Raw genomic sequence first — 18,232 nt, forward strand, 5'->3', positions numbered from 1 at the left:
TCAAAGCAAACGTCCGCATTGGGATGCCCTCGCGTAGGGCGGGATGAATCGTCGCTTCGAACGAGCGAATTCGCCGGAACGAGGGACTCGCCTCCAAGGTGCAAGTGACTTCCGCACACCCCTTGATTTCGCGTGATTGCCGTGCTATCGACGTCGCCATGATCAAACGCTCGCGCAAAGTCAACTTCTCGCACATGACCCGCTTCGGTTGGGCCGTGGAAGGAGTCGTGCGCTAGCATTTCGACGACGACATCTTTTCCACCAAGCCCCGCCGGCATCGGATGGGGCCTTTTGTTTGGCCACGCTCCCTGCCGGCACAACAGCAGGAGCGTCCGATGCCACCCCAACTGACGAAGATCTCCCCCGGGATTGAGGGCGATGCCGCAAGGCGCGGCCTCACCTTCTCGATCGTGTCGGCGAAGAATGCAGTCGACCAGGCGTTGGCAGCACGCCTCAAGGCGTCCGCTGCGGCGCTGGACGATGCTTTGCCGGACAAGGATGCTGCCGGATCAGCGGCCGCATCGACGCGAAGCGTCCTGGGCTTGCTCAGGCGAGTCTGGCTCGCGTTTCAGGAGCGGCGCCAACGCCGGGGCTTGCGCGTCAACTTGCAGGAGTTGAGTGACAGGGAGCTGATGGACATCGGCTTGACGCGCGGTGAGATCGACTATCTCACGCCTCAGCGAGCCATCGATACGCTGAGGGATAGCACAATCTATCTCTGGAGCCGTCGTGGGATGTAGTGGACTCACCGCCACAGGCGGACATGCATTTTGAGAGCAAGCGGCGGTTAGCACGGCTGCTTGTTCTCGCCGTGGTTCGCCGTATGGCCGTAGCATCAAGCCTTGCGTGCGGTGGCGACGTATTGCGCGCCCAAGGGCAACCAGCCGAGCCTGTTCTCAAACGGCCGCAGCCGGGCGAGAGCGCGAGGGAAAAACAGATTGTACCGGATGCGCGATGAAGCCCAGCCGCCGGCTTGCAGCCGCTTGCCCAGATCGCCGGCGAAAATCAGCCTGGCGTTCTCGTCGAACGGACAGGTGTTCACCGCACGCACGGTGAGCGGATTCAGCGGATTGTGCTCGAAGATGGCAATCAGGCCGCCCGGCCGCGTGATCCGATGCAGTTCCTGCAACCACGACAGGTGCTCGCCGTGCGGGATGTGGTGGAACACGCAGGCTGAAAACACCACGTCGAAGCTGTCGTCCTCGACCGGAATCCGGTTGTTCTCGATCAGTACGCAGTTGCCGGCTTCGGGGTACCGCTGCCGGCCCAATGCGAGGCTGCGTTCGCTGACATCGGACGAGGTCAGTGCCGTCTCGGGAAAATAGTGGTGGAAATACGGAATCGAATTGCCGATGCCGGAACCGAAATCGCAGATCCGCTTCACGCCGATGCCGGCGCGATCGACGATCTCCCGGAGCGCCCTGACCTTGTATTCGGCGAAATATTCCGGGCCCTCGCCGGTCAGCGCGATGTTCTCGCGATGCTGGTCCTCATAGGCGTCGGCGAAGCGATCGAACTCGGCCTTGTCCATACGGCGATCCAGCTATCCGGCGTTTGATGAGATATCGGTGTTTGCCCGCCCGAATCATGCATCAAGGGGTCTAAAAATTGATGAACAATTAACCGGACTTCGTTGAATATCGGCGGCAGGAATCTGACCGATCCAACCCTCCAACCCTCTAACCGGCTGGCTGATAGATGGACCTTCAGGACGAGATGCCGCGCCCTGGAAAGATGTTTCTGTCGATCGTTGTGCCCTGCTACAACGAGGAGGAGGGCTTGCGCGAATTCCATCGCCAGATGGTGTCGGCGGCGCGCGCGCTGTGCGGGGCAAAGTTCGAGCTGATTCTGGTCGATGACGGCTCGACCGACAACACCTGGAAGATCATCAACGAGCTTCTGGCGGAGGACCGCAACGTCGTCGCGGTCCGGCTCGCGCGCAATCATGGCCACCAACTCGCGCTCACCGCCGGACTTTCGACCGTGCGCGGCGATCTCGTGCTTGTCATCGATGCAGACTTGCAGGACCCGCCGGAACTCCTGACGCCGATGTACGAGATGATGGTCCGCGAGGGCGCCGACGTCGTTTACGGCATGCGGCGAAGCCGCGCCGGCGAAACCCGCTTCAAGAAGCAATCGGCGGAAGCGTTCTACCGCCTGCTCGCCAAAGTCACCCGCGTCCAGATTCCCGTCGACACAGGCGATTTCCGCCTGATGAGCCGGCGGATCTCCGACCAGCTCGTGCAGATGCCGGAGCATGACCGCTTCATCCGCGGCATGGTGGCATGGCTCGGTTACAAGCAGGTCGCCTACGAATACGACCGCCATCCGCGCTTCGCCGGCACCACCAAATATCCGCTGATGAAGATGATCGGTTTTGCTGCCGACGCGCTGATCAGCTTCTCGATGGTGCCGTTGCGGATCGCGACCTATGTCGGCGCGCTGTTGACGACCCTGCTGACCTTTGTAGGCATCGCCGCGGTGATAGGCTGGGTGTTCTCCGGCACCGTGCCCGGCTGGACCAGCTTGACGCTCCTGGTCGTCATGATCTCCTCCGTACAGCTCCTCGTGCTCGGACTGATGGGCGAATATATCGGCCGCATCTACATCCAGTCGAAGAACCGCCCGCTGTTCCTGATCTCGCATATCCACCGCCGCGGCAGGTTGCCGCACAGTGCAGAACCGGCAAGCGATCTGGAGCGGGCGCCGTTCAGGACGTTGCTCGCGCAATCCGGACCGGAGGCGCGCGGCCAGGTTCACGACGAGGTGCCCTGATGAAGGCGATCCTCAACCATCCCGTGCTCTATCAGGCCTACCAGAACGCCGGTGGCTTTTTCGGCGCGCGGGTCAAGGCGATCGCGGATTATCTCACGCTGCGGCCGGGCATGCGGGTGATCGATATCGGCTGCGGGCCCGGCTACATCCTGCGCCATCTGCCCGATGGAATCGACTATACCGGCTTCGACATCGACCCGGCCTATATCGCACATGCGCAGCGCGCGTTCGGCCATCTCGGCACCTTTCATTGCCGTCATTTTGACGCCGCTGCCGCGCGGGAATTTGCCGGCGCCGACGTCGTCATGATGAACGGCGTGCTGCATCACATCGCCGATGCGGATTTGCAAACCACGCTGGCCGATGTCAGGGACGTGCTCAAGGCGGACGGCGTGCTGTTCACGCTCGACGGCTGTTACCGCGAGGGGCAGTCGCGCATCGCAAGATGGCTGCTCGACAACGACCGCGGCGAATTCGTTAGGGATCACGACGGCTACGATCAGGTGCTGCGCGGCGCGTTCGGCAAGGTGAATCTCGCGATTCGCGACGATTATTCGCGGGTGCCCTACACGTTCATCATCGGCGTCTCGCAGAAATAGCGCCGGCCGGAAAGACTAGTCGTTCCGCCGCAGCACGTCGATTCCGTCTACCGAACGCACCAGCGTATAGGGTTTGAGCAACTGTGACAGCTCGGCGTCGGCACGCGCCCAATCGCCCCATCCGTCGCGGAGATTATCGACCAGGACGATATCCGGCGGCATCTTTCTGAAATCCTCGATCAACCAGTTGCGCTCCAACGCAAGATAATCCTTCAACCTCGCCTCGGTCGCCGCGTCGACAATGGTCTTTTCACGCGTCAGCCGCACGAACTCCCGAATCCACAGATTCTCCTGCCGGGATACCCAGGTGCCGCCGATGTCGCGGACCAGTGGATGGCCGATGGCCGCCTCGCCGCTCAGTACCAGGATCCGGGGATGCGGCTTGAGGGCGGCGACCGCTTCCCAGACAGGGCCTACATACACGTTGCCGTTGAACCATTGCGCACCGAACAGAAAAGTCGCGGCCAGAATCAGCGGCGTCGCCAGGCCAAGGCGGCGGCGCTCCGGCGTGCCGTACGCGACCAGCAACGCGTATCCCGTCGCGAGCATGGCTACCGCCACCATCGGATAGGAATGATAGGCCCAGCCGCGCCGCTGCAGGAAAAACGACACCGCAAATCCGCTTGCAGCAAAAACGGCCGCGAGCAGCAGCGAGTCGGGCGTTCGTCCCCAATTCGTCAACAGCACCGACAGCATCGCGACGGCGAAGAGCAGTGAGGCCGCATTCAGGAAGATGACGGAGAGCGGCATCGACCAGGACAGATACGTGTCGCGCACCAGCGGATAGGTCACCGTGAAATATTCGGGATAGAGGAGGTACGTGCCGACACTGATGGTGGCTACCAGCACGCCGGCGATGATGTTTTCCGGCGCAAACAACACAAGCCATGAACGCGCGCGAACGGCGCTCGCCAGCATGCACAACGCCACCGGCACAGCGAAGAACGGCTTGAAGGCAAGTGTGATCCCGGCACCCAGGCCGGCAATCAGGATTGCCCACAACGGAACCGAAAGGCGATCGCTGCGGAGCGCATAGACTGCGAGTGCGGGCAGGAAGGTCAGCGTCGCGATATGTTCGCGCTGGCCGAACACGTGCATCGGCAAGATCGTGACAACGGCCGCGGCCCAGATCGCGAACGGTCCCCAGTTCGCCTGAGCCCATGCCGGCGACAGCCGCACGATCCGCGACACGGCATAGAGCGAAGCCGCCGCCAGCAGCAGAAGCTGAGCATCGATGACATGCCTCGCATCGACGCCGAGCAGGCGGCCCAGCGCAACGCCGGGCAGATAGGCAAACGCCGCCATCGGCGGATTGATCTCGATGATATCGCCATAGAGATGCTGGCCATCCAGCATACGCTCGCCGACCACGAGCAGCCAGCTGACATCGGTATTGAGCGGAACGAACTCGCGCATCAAGATTGCGAGCCCAAACACGGCGCCGATCAGCAGCCAGGGCATGGCAACCGGCCGTTCGCGGTCATGCGGGCTGACGCGCGCGTGGCGGGAAACGTCTCCGATCTCCGAACTCATCTCCGAACTCATCTCCCAGCTCATGGGCCTATCCTGCGAGGAAACGCACCCACGCTAACCGAGGGGCGTTAACGAGTGACTTTCGGGGCAAACCACGGCACGGTCGCAGTGGCTGAAGACCTCTATGGCAATTTTGGGGACTTGAACGGATGTAGGGCCTGGAAAGCCCGCGCAGGCACAGCACTGCACGATCTCTCTGGATGGGCATTTACGGATGGCAAATTGCCAAAGCCATTTGCGCTCTCCCTCGTTCCACGGCAATATGCCGACAAAACAACCATAGGACGGGACAAGAAAATGGCGGCTCCCATCAAGTTCGGCGTTGGCCAAAGCGTGCTGCGCAAGGAGGATGACGCGCTCATCCGCGGCAAGGGCCGCTATACCGATGATTACGCGCCGCAGGCCGCGCTGCGCTGCCTGATGCTGCGCTCGCCGCATGCGCATGCCAAATTCACCATCGATGCGAGCCGCGCCCGCGCCCTTCCCGGCGTGGCGCTGATCCTGACCGCCGCCGAGGTCGGGGATCTCGGCAATCTGCCCTGCCTGTTCAATCTCGAGACCGATCCCTTCACCGGCCCGCCGTACCCGATCCTCGCCAAGGACGAGGTGCGCCATGTCGGCGATTCCATCGCCTTCGTGGTTGCGGAGAGCATCGACCAGGCCCGCGATGCCATCGAGGCGATCGACGTCAAATGGTCGCCCCTGCCATCGGTGACCGGCGTCGTCAACGCCGTCAAAAAGGGCGCGCCGCAGGTCTGGCCGGACAAACCCGGCAACGTGCTGTTCGACGTTTCGATCGGCGACAAGGCCGCAACTGAAGCTGCGTTTGCCAAGGCGCATACGGTTGCCGAGATCTCCATCGTCAATCCGCGCGTGGTCGCGAACTTCATGGAGACGCGCGCGGCGGTTTGCGAATACGACGCCAAGAATGATCATCTCACGCTGACAATCGGCAGCCAGGGCAGCCACCGCCTGCGCGACATCCTCTGCCAGAACGTGCTGAACATCCCGACCGAGAGGATGCGCGTGATCTGCCCCGACGTCGGCGGCGGCTTCGGCACGAAGCTGTTTCCCTATCGCGAGTACGCCCTGGTGGCGGTCGCAGCGCGCAAGTTGAAGAAAGCGGTGAAATGGGCGGCCGATCGCTCCGAGCACTTCATGGGCGATGCGCAGGGGCGTGACAACGTCACCACCGCGAAGATGGCGCTGGCCGAGGACGGCAAATTCCTCGCGATGGATTGCGACCTGATGGGCGATATGGGCGCGTATCTCTCGACGTTCGGTCCCTACATTCCGCACGGCGGCGCCGGCATGCTGCCCGGCCTCTATGACATCCAGGCCTTCCACTGCCGGGTGCGGACCATCTTCACCAACAGCGTGCCGGTCGATGCCTATCGTGGCGCGGGCCGGCCCGAAGCGGCCTATGTCATCGAGCGCCTGGTCGACGCCTGCGCGCGAAAACTCGACATGACGCCGGACGCCATCCGCCGCAAGAACTTCATCCAGCCGAAGGCGCTGCCCTACAAGACCGCGACCGGCAAGGTCTACGATTCCGGCGACTTCGCCGCGCATCTGAAGCGCGCGATGGAGATCGCCGACTGGAAGGAGTTTGGAAAGCGCGCCAAGACGGCCAAGAAGAACGGCCTGATCCGCGGCATCGGGCTTGCGAGCTATGTCGAGATCTGCGGCACCATGGGCGAGGAGACCGCCAATGTGCGGATGGACCCCAATGGTGATATCACCGTCCTGATCGGCACCCAATCGAGCGGGCAGGGCCACCAGACCGCCTATGCGCAGATCGTCGCCGAGCAGTTCGGCGTCGCACCCGAGCGCGTGCACGTCCACCAGGGCGACACCTCCATGATCGCCACGGGCCTCGGCACCGGCGGCTCGGCCTCGATTCCGTCGGGCGGCGTCAGCGTTGAGCGTGCCACGCGCGAGCTCGGCCAAAAGCTCAAGGAGATCGCGGCGCAGGCGCTGGAAGCCAGCGCAGGCGATCTCGAGATCACTGACGGCATCGTGCGCATCGCCGGCACCGACCGTTCAATCTCGTTCGCCGATCTCGCCAAGCGTCCAGGCGCCGATCCGTCGAAGCTGAACGCCAGCGCGACGTTTACCAGCGCCGACGGCACCTATCCCAACGGCACCCATCTCGCGGAAGTCGAGATCGATCCGGCGACCGGCATCATCAGAATCGTCAACTACGTCATCGTCGACGATTTCGGCAAGACGCTCAATCCGCTGCTGCTCGCAGGCCAGGTGCATGGCGGCGCCATGCAGGGCATCGGCCAGGCGCTGATGGAGCAGGTGGTCTATAGCGCGGCCGACGGCCAGCTCATCACCGCGACCTTCATGGACTACGCGCTGCCGCGCGCAGCCGACGGCCCGTCCTTCGTGTTCGAGACCAACAATATTCCCTGCACAACCAATCCGATGGGTGTGAAGGGCGCGGGCGAGGCCGGCGCGATCGGCTCCTGTCCCGCCGTGGTCAACGCCATCGTCGACGGGCTCTGGCGCGAGTACAAAATCGACCACATCGACATGCCGGCGACACCAGAACGTGTTTGGATCGCGATCAACGAGCACCATCGCCGCCACAGCCTGTAGAGCTCGGCGCTCCCGCGGCGGGAATTAAGTGCCCGCCGCCGGGTTCTATCCTCAATGACCTCCCCCAAGCCGTCTTGCGAGCCGGAGAAACACGCCGATGAAACGGATTTTGATTGTCGCGGGCACCCTCGTCCTGGGTGCGGGCGCCGTGATGGCGCAGCAGGAGGTTGCCGTCCAGCAGGACAACCTGATGCGCTCGCAGGCCAAGAGCCTGTATACGGTCATCCTGAAGATGACGAAGGGCGATATCCCCTACAGCCAGAAGGCCGTCGACGAGGCGATCGCCAATCTGGAGGCCGACGTCGCCAAGATCGCGAAGACCTTCGAGGCCAATCCCAAGCAGAACGTGGTCAACGCGACCTACGGCGCGTCGCCAAAAGTCTGGCAGAACAAGGCCGATTTCGACTCCAAGATCCCGCCGGTGCAGAAGGCGATTGCCGACGTCAAGGGCAAGATCACCGACGTGGCGAGCTTGAAGAGCGCGTACACCGCGATGAACGATCGTTGCACCGACTGCCACGAGACGTACCGGCTGAAGCTGAAGTAGGCAATCAGCAATTTCTCCTCCCATGGCCTGACGGATCGCCGTCAGAATGGTTATGTTTGCTCGCGCCGTCGCGGCGTTGATGCGTCACGCCGTCCCGAGTTCCGACGCGCGGCGGCGATCTCAGGCAACAGCGAGACAGGCCATGGCAAAACCGTTTCCGTCGAAGACCCACATCGGCAACCATATGCTGCATCCGGAAACGTTGATGCTGACCTATGGCTATGATCCGCAGTTGTCGGAAGGCGCCATCAAGCCGCCGGTGTTTTTGACCTCGACCTTCGTATTCAAGACGGCCGAGGACGGGCAGGACTTTTTCGATTACGTCTCGGGCCGGCGCGAGCCGCCGGCGGGCATGGGCGCGGGCCTGGTCTATTCGCGCTTCAACCACCCCAACAGCGAGATCGTTGAGGACAGGCTCGCGATCTATGAACGCACCGAGAGCTGCGCGCTGTTCTCATCCGGCATGGCGGCGATTTCGACGACGATCCTGGCGTTCGTCCGCCCCGGCGACGTCATCCTGCATTCCCAGCCGCTCTATGGCGGCACGGAAACGCTGCTGACCAACACGCTGGCGCGGCTCTCGATCGGCGCGGTCGGCTTTGCCGACGGCGTTGACGAGGTGGCGGTCAACCAGGCCGCCGAGGAGGCGATGCGCAAGGGCCGGGTTTCGATGATCCTGATCGAAACGCCGGCCAATCCGACCAACGGCCTGGTCGACATCGCGCTGATGCGCCGCGTCGCTGACACCATCGGCAAGGCCCAGGGCCATACGCCGATCATCGCCTGCGACAACACGCTGCTCGGCCCCGTGTTTCAGCGGCCGATCGAACATGGCGCCGACCTCTCGCTGTACTCGCTGACCAAATATGTCGGCGGTCATTCCGACCTGATCGCGGGCGCCGCGCTCGGCACCAAGGCGATCATGAAGAGCGTCAAGGCGCTGCGCGGCGCCATCGGCACCCAGCTCGATCCGCATTCCTGCTGGATGATCAACCGCTCGCTGGAGACCTTGAGCCTGCGCATGGAGAAGGCCAACAGTAACGCGCGCCTGGTCGCGGACTATCTGCGAGACCACGCCAAGGTGGGCAAGGTCCACTATCTCGGTCATCACGAGGAGACCGCGCCCGCAGGACGCGTGTTCGCGCGGCAATGCCTCGGCGCGGGCTCGACGTTCTCGTTCGACATCGTCGGCGGCCAGGCGGCGGCGGAGAAGTTTCTCAACGGCTTGCAGATCTTCAAGCTCGCGGTCAGCCTTGGCGGAACGGAATCACTGGCGAGCCTGCCGGCGACGATGACCCACTCCGGCGTCCCCGCGGACATCCGCCGCAAGATCGGCGTGCTCGATTGCACCATCCGGCTGTCGATCGGCATCGAAAATCCGTCGGATTTGATCGCGGACCTCGAGCATGCATTGAGTGCGGCTTGAAGGCTATTCAAAGCGGATTGGACGTGCGACATGCCGACATGATGGCCGCGGCCGCCTCGTTGGACTGGGCGCCCGAGAGCTGCCGCACGAGGCAAACGTAATAGCCCTTGCTGGATGCGTTCAGCAGGGAGTCGCCGTTGACCACGAGCCAGTTGCAGGCCGAACGAATGTACTGGACGGCAAGTGCCGATCTCGTGTCACGGATGGCGGACAGCTCGCATTGAGCCTGCTTTTCCATGTCGGTTTGCGCGACGGCGAATTCAGCCGATGAAAAAAGCACTCCCGCAGCAACAGCTGCCATCAGAATGGCTGACAGCGAGCGAGCCGCGTCACGGGACGCAAAGTGCGGCGGCACATTCCATTCCACCGGTGCTTTGGTCATGAACCACTCCAGCCGCTACGGATCAAGGCGCGCCAATGGACATTCTAGCCTCGTAGCGGCCTTGGCTCCATCCGGACGGCGGATGCAATTTGCGCCCGCCTGGAATCGAAAAGGCCGGACGCTCCTCCTGCGCCCGGCCTTCGCCGAAAAAGTCGCGTTGAAACTTACTTGGTCACCTGGCCGCGGATTTCGCCGCCCGGGTTCGCCGCAGTGTGAATGTTGACGTAGAGCTTGCCGGCGAGGAGATCGGCGGCCTGCGCGTCGGTCAGCGTCGCCGAGCCCTCAGCCGGGCTCTTGGCAGCACCCGGGATCGGCACCATGACGCCGGCGTTCTTGCCGGCCTCGGCGGGGCCATGGAAATGGGCGGCGGTGGCGGGGCCGGAGAGACCGGAATAGGTCAGCTTCCAGGACAGCTTCTTGGTGGCGGCGTCATAGTCGAGATCGGCCGTGCCGGTGCCGCTGCTGGTGGTGGCGGGCACCTCGGACTTGCCGTCCAGCGTCGCCTTCAGTTTCTCCGCGCTGGCCGGGCCTGCGAATGCGACGGCGGCTCCGAGCGCCAGCGTGGCAAAAAGCGCTTTGTTCATGGGTCTCTCCCTGTTGACGCCTGATTGCTATCAACTTGCAAACAGTGTGGTTCCGACTTTATTCCCAGATTCCGATCAAACCATCTAAATTATTCGTGGCTGGAGCGGCCGCGGGATGATCCGTAAATTCGCCAGAGCCCGATGGGATCCTCCATGCTGCGACGAACAATTTATGTCATTTTGATTGCCGCTGTCGCATCCTTTGCCAGCTACTGGTGGCTCACCACGCCGACCGCTTTGGCCCTGCCGGCGCCGATGCGCGGGCCCGATCTCGCCAACGGACAGGAGCTGTTCAACGCCGGCGGCTGCTCGTCCTGCCATGCTGTGCCCAACCAGCCCGACCGGTTGCGGCTCGGCGGCGGCCTGGCGCTGGGCTCGCCGTTCGGGACGTTCTATGCCCCGAACATTTCGTCCGACCCCACCGACGGCATCGGCCGCTGGAGCGAGGCCGATTTCGTCAACGCGGTGATGCGCGGCATTTCGCCTGAGGGCACGCACTACTTCCCGGCATTTCCCTACACCTCCTACCATATCGCCAAGGTTGACGACGTCCGCGATCTCTTTGCGTATCTGAAGACGCTGCCGCCGGTGTCGGGACGGGCGCGCGACCACGATCTGCCGTTTCCCTTCAACATCCGCCGCAATGTCGGCATCTGGAAATTGTTGTTCATGGGTGTCAGGCCGTTCACGCTGGATGCAGCGCGTTCCGCGCAATGGAATCGCGGCGCCTATCTCGTGAACGGTTTTGGCCATTGCGCCGAATGCCACAGTCCGCGCAACGCCCTCGGTGGCATCAACCGGGGCGAGCTCTTCGCCGGTGGTCCCAATCCCGAAGGCGAGGGCTGGGTGCCGAACATCACACAGAAGGGCTTAGGTAGCTGGAGTGAGAAGGATATTGCCGACTTCCTCGAGACCGGCGACATGCCCGAGGGCGACAGCGCATCGGGCTCGATGCGCCCGGTGATCAAGAACCTCGCGCAACTGACACCTGAGGATCGCGCCGCGATGGCCGCTTACCTGAAGTCGCTGCCGCCGGTCGACGGCCCGACGCCGCCCAAGCGCAAGGAGGGTGGCGGCTGAATCCCGTCGAGCTAGCCCGTGCCAAACGCCTTGAAGGTGATGATGGTGAGGGTGTCCTGGATGCCGGGCAGCACCTGCACCTTCTCGTTGACGAAGTGGCCGATGTCGGTGTCCTTGTCGACATAGAACTTCACCAGCAAATCGTATTGGCCCGCCGTGGAGTAGATCTCGGAGGCGATCTCGGCTTCGGCAAGCGCATTGGCGACCGTATAGGACTGGCCGAGCTTGCATTTGATCTGGACGAAGAAAGGAACCATTGCAGTCACTCCGAAGGCATATCTTGTCGGCTAATAGGCCAAAACCGGCTCGATTTAGCAAGCCGCCAGATATCAGTCCCGCCCTACGAAATCACCGGCGCCGCGGCGAATGCGTCCCTGAGCCGCTGGGCGAGCTCGGCCTTGCGATAGGGCTTGGTCAGGACGACCGCCTGCGCCTGCGCGCGGCCATGTTCGACCAGCGTCTCCAACGCATAACCGGAGGTGAACAGCACCGGCAGCCCGGGGCGAATCCGCCGGGCCTGCTCGGCGAGGTCCCAGCCGCTCATACCGCCCGGCATGATGATGTCCGTGAACAGCATGTCGATGCCGGGGTCGGTGCGCAGCCGCTGCAAGGCCTCCTCGCCGTTGACGGCAGCGACGACGCGATAGCCGAGGGACTCCACCCTCTGGATCACCGAGGAGCGCACGAACGGATCGTCTTCCGCGATCAGGATTGTCTCGTGTCCGCGCGGCGCGGCGTCCTCGCTCTCCAGCATGTCGGCCAGCGATTGTCCGGCACCGGCGCGCGGCAGGTAGATCCGGACTGTCGTCCCCAGGCCCTCTTCGCTGTAGATCGAGACGTGGCCGTCGGACTGCTTGGCGAAGCCATAGACCATGCTCAACCCGAGGCCCGACCCCTTGCCAACCTCCTTGGTTGTAAAGAACGGCTCGAATGCGCGCTCAATGACCTCGGGCGTCATGCCTTCGCCGTCATCAGTCACGGAAATCAGCGCGTAGGCGCCGGACGCCACCTCCGGGTGCAGGGCACGATAGTCCTCATCGATCGCAGCCAGCTCCGTGCTGAGCGTCAGATGTCCTCCGGATGGCATGGCATCCTGCGCATTCAGCGCAAGGTTCAGCACGGCGGATTCGAGCTGGGCGCGGTCGGCAAAAGCCAGGATAGTACCGGGCCCGAAGGCTGTCTTGATCTCGATGTTCTCGCGCAAGGCGCGCTTGAGCAGCTTGAGCATGGACCCGAGCAGCTCGCGGCAATCCACCGTCTGCGGCTGGAGCAACTGGCGGCGACTGAAGGCGAGCAGCCGCTGCGTCAGCTCTGCGCCGCGTTCGCCGGACTGGTAGATGTCGTCGGCAAACTGCCGCAGATCGGGCCGGGCCTTGAGCTGCTCGCTGAGATGCTCGGCATTGCCGATGATCACGGTGAGGAGATTGTTGAAGTCATGCGCGATGCCGCCGGAGAGCTGGCCGACCGTCTCCATCTTCTGCGCCTGCTGGAGCTGCTGCTCGGTCAGCTTGCGCGCGGTCAGATCGTGGATGATGCCGACGTAGATCAGCTCGCCGTCCTGCCACGCCTGGCCGACCGACAGATTCATCGGAAAGCTCGTTCCGTCCTTGCGCAGGCCGGCGGCTTCCCCGGTTGCGAAATGCGGCGCATGACCGGTCGATGGGTGCCTCTCCTCGTTGGACATCAGCATGCCGATGTCGAGATTCATCACCTCCTGGGCGCGATAGCCGAACAGCCGTTCGCAGGCGGGATTGAACAGGAGAATGCGGGCTTGCGCGTCGAACAGGATGACGCCGTCGACCGCGGTCTCGACGACCGCGGTGAGGCGGGTCACGCTCTCGCGCATCGCGCGCTGGGCGTCCTCGACCTGGCGCAGCAGCAGCGTCGCGTCCCGGCTCTTGATCTCCTCCTCCTCAAGCGCGGCCTGGACCTTTTGAAGCTCGAACGGAGAGGGGATCGCCAGGATCTTGGGCAGCAGCGGCCAAAGCGCGGCCGCGGTGAGGATCGACGCAACCGCGGTCGCCGCCTTGACCAGGCCCTCGATTCCATAGATCGGGACCCAGAGCGTGTAGATCGAGAGCACATGCGTCAGGCCGCAGGCCATGATGAAGACCGCGAACGCCCAGTAGACCCATCCAAACTGAAGGTCGCGCCGCTTGGTGACGAGAATCGTGAGTGCAAACGGGATCGAGAAATACGCCGCCGCGATGCAGGCGTCCGAGACGACGTGGAGCCAGATCAGTTCCGGCTCCCACAACAGGCAGATGCCGTGCGGTGAGAACATTGAGGAGTCGAGGATGCGTTCGAAATAGGCCCACATGATTTCTTCCCAAGAGGATTGCGGGCCGAGCCCGGCCCGCAACAAGGCGTCGCTGGACGAATCTACCACCTAACGTGGCATTCGCGCGGATGGGCGCCAAGGCCGGGCGATGCCGTGGTCTTGTTTTCACGGGTTATGCACGGTTACGGGACGACAATGCCGCGCAGCAAGGACCGCGCCTTGATTCGCCGGCTTGCTGATGCTTCGGCGGCGCGCTAGGACAGGCCATGCTAGACAGGCCATGCTAGACAGGTCATGTTAGGACAGGTTATGGCCGTGTTTTCTTCGAGCAAGCGATCCTGAGATGACCACGCCCGTGGCGCTCACCATCGCCGGCTCCGATTCGAGCGGCGGCGCCGGTATTCAGGCCGACCTGAAGACCTTTGCCGCGCTCGGCGTCTATGGCGCGTCCGCGATCACGGCGATGACGGCGCAGAACACCAAAGGCGTCACCGGCATTCATGCGGTGCCCGCCGCGTTCGTCACCGCGCAGATCGATGCGGTGTTCTCCGATCTCGATGTCGGCGCGGTCAAGATCGGCATGGTGGCGCAGGCCGAGAGCATCGATGCGATCGCTGCTGCGCTGTCGCGCTGGAAGCCTGGCCATATTGTGCTCGATCCCGTGATGGTCGCGACCTCCGGCGATCGCCTGCTGGCGGCGGAGGCGGTCGAGGCATTGCGCACGAAGCTGATGCCGTTGGCGTCAGTGATCACGCCCAATCTGCCGGAGGCGGCCGCACTGCTCGACGAGCCGATCGCGCGAAGCGAGGCTGAGGTCGAAAGCCAGGGGCGTCGTCTGCTAGGGCTCGGCTGCCGCGCAGTCCTGATCAAGGGCGGGCACGGCGGGGGCAGTGAGAGCATCGACTATCTCGTCAGCGCCGAGGACACGATCGCGCTCGCCGCGCCGCGCGTCGCGACCCGCAACACTCACGGCACCGGCTGCTCGTTGTCCTCGGCAGTCGCGGCGGGGCTTGCCAAAGGCGAGGATCTCGAGACGGCTGTACGCAACGCCAAGAACTGGATCAGCGCGGCGATCGCAGCCGCCGACCGCTTTAGCGTCGGACACGGCCACGGGCCGATCCATCATTTCCACAAGTTTTACTGACGCCATCCTCGCGGCTTGCCGTTAACCAGTGCGGCCGCGTTTTTCCGGTATTTTGCGGACAACCATTGCTCCACCATGTCGCCTGATTGTCGCATGCGGCTGATATTCGCGGGGAGGGCGAGGCAAGGTCTGATTCGTATCTGAGGGTGCCTCATAGGTTCAATCGTCATCCCCCTGTCACGGGAAATTGTTACAGGCTGTCGCATGGGAAGTTACGATGTGAGTGACGAGAGCCCGGAGCGGCGCTTTCGCACGTTGTTCATCTCCGACGTCCATCTCGGAGCCCGCGGCTCGCAAGCCGACCTTTTGCTGGACTTCCTGCGCTACCACGATGCCGACACGATCTATCTTGTCGGCGACATCGTCGACGGCTGGGCGCTGAAGTCGAGCTGGCACTGGCCGCAATCGCATAACGACCTGGTCCAGAAGCTGCTGCGCAAGGCGCGCAAGGGCGCCAAAATCATCTACGTGCCCGGCAATCACGACGAGTTCCTGCGCAACTATTACGGCACGCATTTCGGCGGCATCGACGTCGTCGAGAACACCGTCCACACCGGCGTGGACGGCAAGCGCTATCTCGTCATCCACGGCGACATCTTCGACCTCGTGGTACAGAACGCGCGCTGGCTCGCCCATCTCGGCGACAAGGCCTACGACTTCGCGATCCAGATGAATCGCTTCGTCAATTTCTTCCGGCGCATGTTCAAGGTGCCTTATTGGTCGCTGTCGCAATGGGCCAAGCAGAAGGTCAAGAACGCCGTCAACTACATCGGCGCGTTCGAGCAGGCGCTCGCGGCGGAAGCGCGGCGCCACGACGCCGATGGCGTGATCTGCGGCCACATCCACTACGCGGTGATCCGTGACGAGAACGGCATCCGCTACATGAACTGCGGCGACTGGGTCGAGAGCTGCACTGCACTCGTCGAGCACGACGACGGGCGTTTCGAGATCATCACCTGGGCGGATCACCTGCGGAAGCCGGCAGAAGTTCCGCAGGTGGCGGCAAGAGCTGCCTAACGAGAGCTGCTTGATGCGCATCCTGGTCGCGACCGACGCCTGGCACCCGCAAGTCAACGGTGTGGTTCGGACGCTGACCAAGCTCGCTGACGCCGCCAAGGGGCTTAGTGTCGAAGGTCTTGGCGTCGAATTCACGTTCCTGACGCCGCAATCGTTCCGCACCTTCGCGATGCCGAGCTATCGCGATGTGCGGCTCGCCATGCCGCGCCCCGCGCGAATCGCAAAACTGATCGAGGAAGCGCGGCCTGACAGCATCCATATCGCGACGGAAGGGCCGATCGGCCTGATGGTCCGCCGCTATTGCCGGCAGCGCAAACTGCCGTTCACGACCAGCTTCCACACTCGCTTTCCCGAATATGTCCGCGCCCGTGTGCCGGTTCCGGGCTCGCTGATCTGGCGGGCGCTGCGCCGGTTCCATAGCCCGAGCCGCGCCGTGATGGCGGCTACGCCTGCGCTGGCCCGCGAGCTCGGCGAGCGCGGTTTCGACAATGTCGTGCTGTGGCCGCGCGGCGTCGACACCCATTTGTTCCACCCTCGTGCCGTCGACCTCTGCCTGCCGGCCCCGGTGTTCCTCTCGGTCGGCCGCGTCGCGGTGGAGAAGAATCTCGAGGCGTTCCTCGATCTTGATCTGCCCGGCACCAAGGTGATCGTCGGCGACGGCCCGGCGCGCAATGCGCTGGAAGAGGCCTATCCCGACGCGATTTTCTTAGGGGAAAAGCACGGCGAGGAACTGGCCGACATCTATGCGGCGGCCGACGTCTTCGTGTTTCCGAGCAAGACCGACACGTTCGGCCTGGTCCTGCTCGAGGCGTTGGCGAGCGGCCTGCCGGTCGCGGCCTTCCCGGTGAAAGGGCCCCGCGACGTCATTGGCGATGCGCCGGTCGGCGCCCTGGGCGATGATTTGCGTGACGCCTGCTTCGCCGCGCTCGACATTTCGCGGCAGGCCTGCGTCGAATTCGCCGCCAATTACACCTGGGAGGCCTCGGCGCGGGCCTTCGTCGACAGCATTTTGGCGGTTGGCGCGGTGCTGCCCGGCCGGACCGGGGCGGAACAGCCGCGGTTCGTTGCCTGAGGGGTAGATTCTTGTTCTGACGCGTTTTCTTGACGCGAACTGGTATCCACTTCGCTTGAAAACGCTATCGATATCTTCGCGCGGAGGTGTCTTGCCCGCGCCGCGTCAGCCGCGATAACATCGCCCCATGTCCGAACAGCCCCTTCCGATCGGCCCTGCCGATATCGATGCCGCGGCGCGCGTGCTCGCGCCCTTTGCCGTCCGCACTCCGCTGCTGTCGTTTCCGGTGCTCAACGAGCGCATTGGTGCAAAGGTGTTCCTGAAGCCGGAGATGCTCCAGCGCACCGGATCCTTCAAGTTCCGCGGCGCCTTCAACAAGGTGTTCTCGATCCCGCAGGACAAGCGCGCCGGTGGCGTCGTCGCATTCTCCTCCGGCAACCATGCCCAGGGCGTGGCGGCCGCGGCCAAGATCCTCGACATGCACGCGACCATCGTGATGCCGGCCGACGCGCCGCTGTCGAAGCGCGAGCGCACGAAATCCTATGGCGCCGAAGTCGTGCTGTATGATCGCGACCGCGACGACCGCGAGGCGATCTCGCGCGGCATCGCCGAGAAGCGCGGCGCGACGCTGGTCAGGCCCTATGACGATCCCTTCGTGATCGCAGGCCAAGGCACCGCCGGCCGCGAGATCGCGGAAGACATGGCAACGCTCGGCCTCTCACCCGACATCGTGGTCGCCCCGGCCTCCGGCGGCGGCCTGATCGCGGGCGTCGCAACAGCGGTGAAGGCGCGCTATCCGCAAGCCGAGATCGTGGTGGCCGAGCCCGAGGCGTTCGACGATCACGGCCTGTCGCTGACCGCAGGCCATCGCGAGCCGCACCCGCCGGCAGGCCGCACCATCTGCGACGCGCTGATGGCGCTGATTCCCGGCGAGATGACCTTTGCGATCAACAGCAAGCTGCTCGCGCGCGGCGTGACCGCGTCGGACAAGGAAGTCGGCGCGGCCGTCGCCTTTGCCTATCGCGAGCTGAAGCTCGTGGTCGAGCCCGGCGGCGCGGTGGGCCTTGCAGCGTTGCTGGCCGGCCGTCTCGACGTCGCCGGCAAGAACGTGGTCATCGTGCTCTCCGGCGGCAACGTCGATGCGGATCTGTTCGCCGAGCTGGTGGCTTGATCATTTGACATGAAGAAGGGGCCGAGCGTTGCCGCTCTGCCCCTTCTTCATGTTTGTGGGTTCGAACTTGCCGC

17 protein-coding genes are annotated in these 18,232 nt (G+C 63.6%); 11 read left to right on the forward strand and 6 right to left on the reverse strand.

Features of this window, described 5'->3' with window-relative positions:
• Positions 1-335 precede the first annotated feature (335 nt).
• Entirely contained in the window at positions 336-740 is a 405-nt protein-coding gene (locus YUA_RS0118740; RefSeq protein WP_027532082.1) for a DUF1127 domain-containing protein, read from the forward strand.
• Between the two features lie 95 nt (positions 741-835).
• Here the strand turns inward: YUA_RS0118740 and YUA_RS0118745 are convergent, their stop codons facing one another.
• Positions 836-1,531: a class I SAM-dependent methyltransferase gene (locus YUA_RS0118745; protein WP_027532083.1), complete on the reverse strand. Its 696-nt coding sequence runs from the start codon at positions 1,529-1,531 to the stop codon at positions 836-838.
• Positions 1,532-1,734: 203 nt separating this feature from the next.
• Between YUA_RS0118745 and YUA_RS0118750 the strand changes: the two genes are divergently transcribed.
• Both YUA_RS0118750 and YUA_RS0118755 read left to right on the forward strand, forming a co-directional pair.
• Positions 1,735-2,775 (forward strand): glycosyltransferase family 2 protein, encoded by a 1,041-nt coding sequence (locus YUA_RS0118750; RefSeq protein ID WP_027532084.1) that lies wholly within the window; start codon positions 1,735-1,737, stop codon positions 2,773-2,775.
• Entirely contained in the window at positions 2,775-3,374 is a 600-nt protein-coding gene (locus YUA_RS0118755) for a bifunctional 2-polyprenyl-6-hydroxyphenol methylase/3-demethylubiquinol 3-O-methyltransferase UbiG (RefSeq protein ID WP_027532085.1), read from the forward strand. The genes YUA_RS0118750 and YUA_RS0118755 overlap by 1 nt, the downstream gene beginning before the upstream one ends.
• Positions 3,375-3,389: 15 nt before the next feature.
• Here the strand turns inward: YUA_RS0118755 and YUA_RS0118760 are convergent, their stop codons facing one another.
• Positions 3,390-4,931 (reverse strand): hypothetical protein, encoded by a 1,542-nt coding sequence (locus tag YUA_RS0118760; protein ID WP_245285195.1) that lies wholly within the window; start codon positions 4,929-4,931, stop codon positions 3,390-3,392.
• A gap of 273 nt (positions 4,932-5,204) precedes the next feature.
• Between YUA_RS0118760 and YUA_RS0118765 the strand changes: the two genes are divergently transcribed.
• The 3 genes from YUA_RS0118765 to YUA_RS0118775 all read left to right on the forward strand — a co-directional run bounded on the left by YUA_RS0118765 (position 5,205) and on the right by YUA_RS0118775 (position 9,487).
• On the forward strand, positions 5,205-7,514 hold the full coding sequence (locus YUA_RS0118765) for a xanthine dehydrogenase family protein molybdopterin-binding subunit (protein WP_027532087.1): 2,310 nt from the start codon (positions 5,205-5,207) through the stop codon (positions 7,512-7,514).
• 97 nt (positions 7,515-7,611) lie between these two features.
• Complete coding sequence (locus YUA_RS0118770) at positions 7,612-8,061, forward strand: cytochrome c (protein WP_027532088.1); 450 nt, start codon at positions 7,612-7,614, stop codon at positions 8,059-8,061.
• 142 nt (positions 8,062-8,203) lie between these two features.
• A complete protein-coding gene (locus tag YUA_RS0118775; protein ID WP_027532089.1) occupies positions 8,204-9,487 on the forward strand; it encodes a cystathionine gamma-synthase family protein in 1,284 nt (427 codons plus the stop codon).
• Between the two features lie 7 nt (positions 9,488-9,494).
• Here the strand turns inward: YUA_RS0118775 and YUA_RS0118780 are convergent, their stop codons facing one another.
• Positions 9,495-9,869, reverse strand: a complete 375-nt coding sequence (locus YUA_RS0118780) for a VF_A0006 family four-cysteine protein (protein WP_084292684.1) — start codon at positions 9,867-9,869, stop codon at positions 9,495-9,497.
• A 164-nt stretch (positions 9,870-10,033) separates the two neighbouring features.
• On the reverse strand, positions 10,034-10,453 hold the full coding sequence (locus YUA_RS0118785; protein WP_027532091.1) for a CHRD domain-containing protein: 420 nt from the start codon (positions 10,451-10,453) through the stop codon (positions 10,034-10,036).
• A 153-nt stretch (positions 10,454-10,606) separates the two neighbouring features.
• On the opposite strand from YUA_RS0118785, the gene YUA_RS0118790 reads away from it, so the two are divergent.
• Complete coding sequence (locus YUA_RS0118790) at positions 10,607-11,533, forward strand: cytochrome c (RefSeq protein WP_027532092.1); 927 nt, start codon at positions 10,607-10,609, stop codon at positions 11,531-11,533.
• An 11-nt stretch (positions 11,534-11,544) separates the two neighbouring features.
• Here the strand turns inward: YUA_RS0118790 and YUA_RS0118795 are convergent, their stop codons facing one another.
• The gene (locus YUA_RS0118795) at positions 11,545-11,790 is read right to left on the reverse strand and encodes an Lrp/AsnC family transcriptional regulator (protein ID WP_018642903.1); all 246 of its coding nucleotides are present in this window, start codon (positions 11,788-11,790) and stop codon (positions 11,545-11,547) included.
• A gap of 83 nt (positions 11,791-11,873) precedes the next feature.
• The gene (locus YUA_RS0118800) at positions 11,874-13,853 is read right to left on the reverse strand and encodes an ATP-binding protein (RefSeq protein WP_156947168.1); all 1,980 of its coding nucleotides are present in this window, start codon (positions 13,851-13,853) and stop codon (positions 11,874-11,876) included.
• Between the two features lie 304 nt (positions 13,854-14,157).
• On the opposite strand from YUA_RS0118800, the gene thiD reads away from it, so the two are divergent.
• The 4 genes from thiD to YUA_RS0118820 all read left to right on the forward strand — a co-directional run bounded on the left by thiD (position 14,158) and on the right by YUA_RS0118820 (position 18,158).
• Positions 14,158-14,958, forward strand: coding sequence for a bifunctional hydroxymethylpyrimidine kinase/phosphomethylpyrimidine kinase (thiD, locus tag YUA_RS0118805; RefSeq protein WP_027532094.1), 801 nt, complete (start codon positions 14,158-14,160; stop codon positions 14,956-14,958).
• Positions 14,959-15,162: 204 nt separating this feature from the next.
• Positions 15,163-15,975, forward strand: coding sequence for a UDP-2,3-diacylglucosamine diphosphatase (locus YUA_RS0118810; RefSeq protein WP_027532095.1), 813 nt, complete (start codon positions 15,163-15,165; stop codon positions 15,973-15,975).
• 13 nt (positions 15,976-15,988) lie between these two features.
• The gene (locus YUA_RS0118815) at positions 15,989-17,047 is read left to right on the forward strand and encodes a glycosyltransferase family 1 protein (RefSeq protein ID WP_027532096.1); all 1,059 of its coding nucleotides are present in this window, start codon (positions 15,989-15,991) and stop codon (positions 17,045-17,047) included.
• A 127-nt stretch (positions 17,048-17,174) separates the two neighbouring features.
• Positions 17,175-18,158, forward strand: a complete 984-nt coding sequence (locus tag YUA_RS0118820; protein ID WP_027532097.1) for a threonine/serine dehydratase — start codon at positions 17,175-17,177, stop codon at positions 18,156-18,158.
• The last annotated feature ends 74 nt before the right edge of the window (positions 18,159-18,232 follow it).

The organism is Bradyrhizobium sp. WSM3983, assembly GCF_000473045.1.
GTDB lineage: Bacteria > Pseudomonadota > Alphaproteobacteria > Rhizobiales > Xanthobacteraceae > Bradyrhizobium.

Bases quoted from the DNA above. Each gene is read 5' to 3' on its own strand.
- YUA_RS0118745 (WP_027532083.1), bottom strand. From the start codon at position 1,531: ATGGACAAGGCCGAGTTCGATCGCTTCGCCGACGCCTATGAGGACCAG.
- YUA_RS0118780 (WP_084292684.1), bottom strand. From the start codon at position 9,869: ATGACCAAAGCACCGGTGGAATGGAATGTGCCGCCGCACTTTGCGTCC.
- YUA_RS0118800 (WP_156947168.1), bottom strand. From the start codon at position 13,853: ATGTGGGCCTATTTCGAACGCATCCTCGACTCCTCAATGTTCTCACCG.
- YUA_RS0118790 (WP_027532092.1), top strand. From the start codon at position 10,607: ATGCTGCGACGAACAATTTATGTCATTTTGATTGCCGCTGTCGCATCC.
- YUA_RS0118750 (WP_027532084.1), top strand. From the start codon at position 1,735: ATGTTTCTGTCGATCGTTGTGCCCTGCTACAACGAGGAGGAGGGCTTG.
- YUA_RS0118765 (WP_027532087.1), top strand. From the start codon at position 5,205: ATGGCGGCTCCCATCAAGTTCGGCGTTGGCCAAAGCGTGCTGCGCAAG.
- YUA_RS0118810 (WP_027532095.1), top strand. From the start codon at position 15,163: ATGGGAAGTTACGATGTGAGTGACGAGAGCCCGGAGCGGCGCTTTCGC.
- YUA_RS0118795 (WP_018642903.1), bottom strand. From the start codon at position 11,790: ATGGTTCCTTTCTTCGTCCAGATCAAATGCAAGCTCGGCCAGTCCTAT.
- thiD (WP_027532094.1), top strand. From the start codon at position 14,158: ATGACCACGCCCGTGGCGCTCACCATCGCCGGCTCCGATTCGAGCGGC.
- YUA_RS0118820 (WP_027532097.1), top strand. From the start codon at position 17,175: ATGTCCGAACAGCCCCTTCCGATCGGCCCTGCCGATATCGATGCCGCG.
- YUA_RS0118770 (WP_027532088.1), top strand. From the start codon at position 7,612: ATGAAACGGATTTTGATTGTCGCGGGCACCCTCGTCCTGGGTGCGGGC.
- YUA_RS0118740 (WP_027532082.1), top strand. From the start codon at position 336: ATGCCACCCCAACTGACGAAGATCTCCCCCGGGATTGAGGGCGATGCC.
- YUA_RS0118760 (WP_245285195.1), bottom strand. From the start codon at position 4,931: ATGAGCTGGGAGATGAGTTCGGAGATGAGTTCGGAGATCGGAGACGTT.
- YUA_RS0118755 (WP_027532085.1), top strand. From the start codon at position 2,775: ATGAAGGCGATCCTCAACCATCCCGTGCTCTATCAGGCCTACCAGAAC.
- YUA_RS0118815 (WP_027532096.1), top strand. From the start codon at position 15,989: ATGCGCATCCTGGTCGCGACCGACGCCTGGCACCCGCAAGTCAACGGT.
- YUA_RS0118785 (WP_027532091.1), bottom strand. From the start codon at position 10,453: ATGAACAAAGCGCTTTTTGCCACGCTGGCGCTCGGAGCCGCCGTCGCA.
- YUA_RS0118775 (WP_027532089.1), top strand. From the start codon at position 8,204: ATGGCAAAACCGTTTCCGTCGAAGACCCACATCGGCAACCATATGCTG.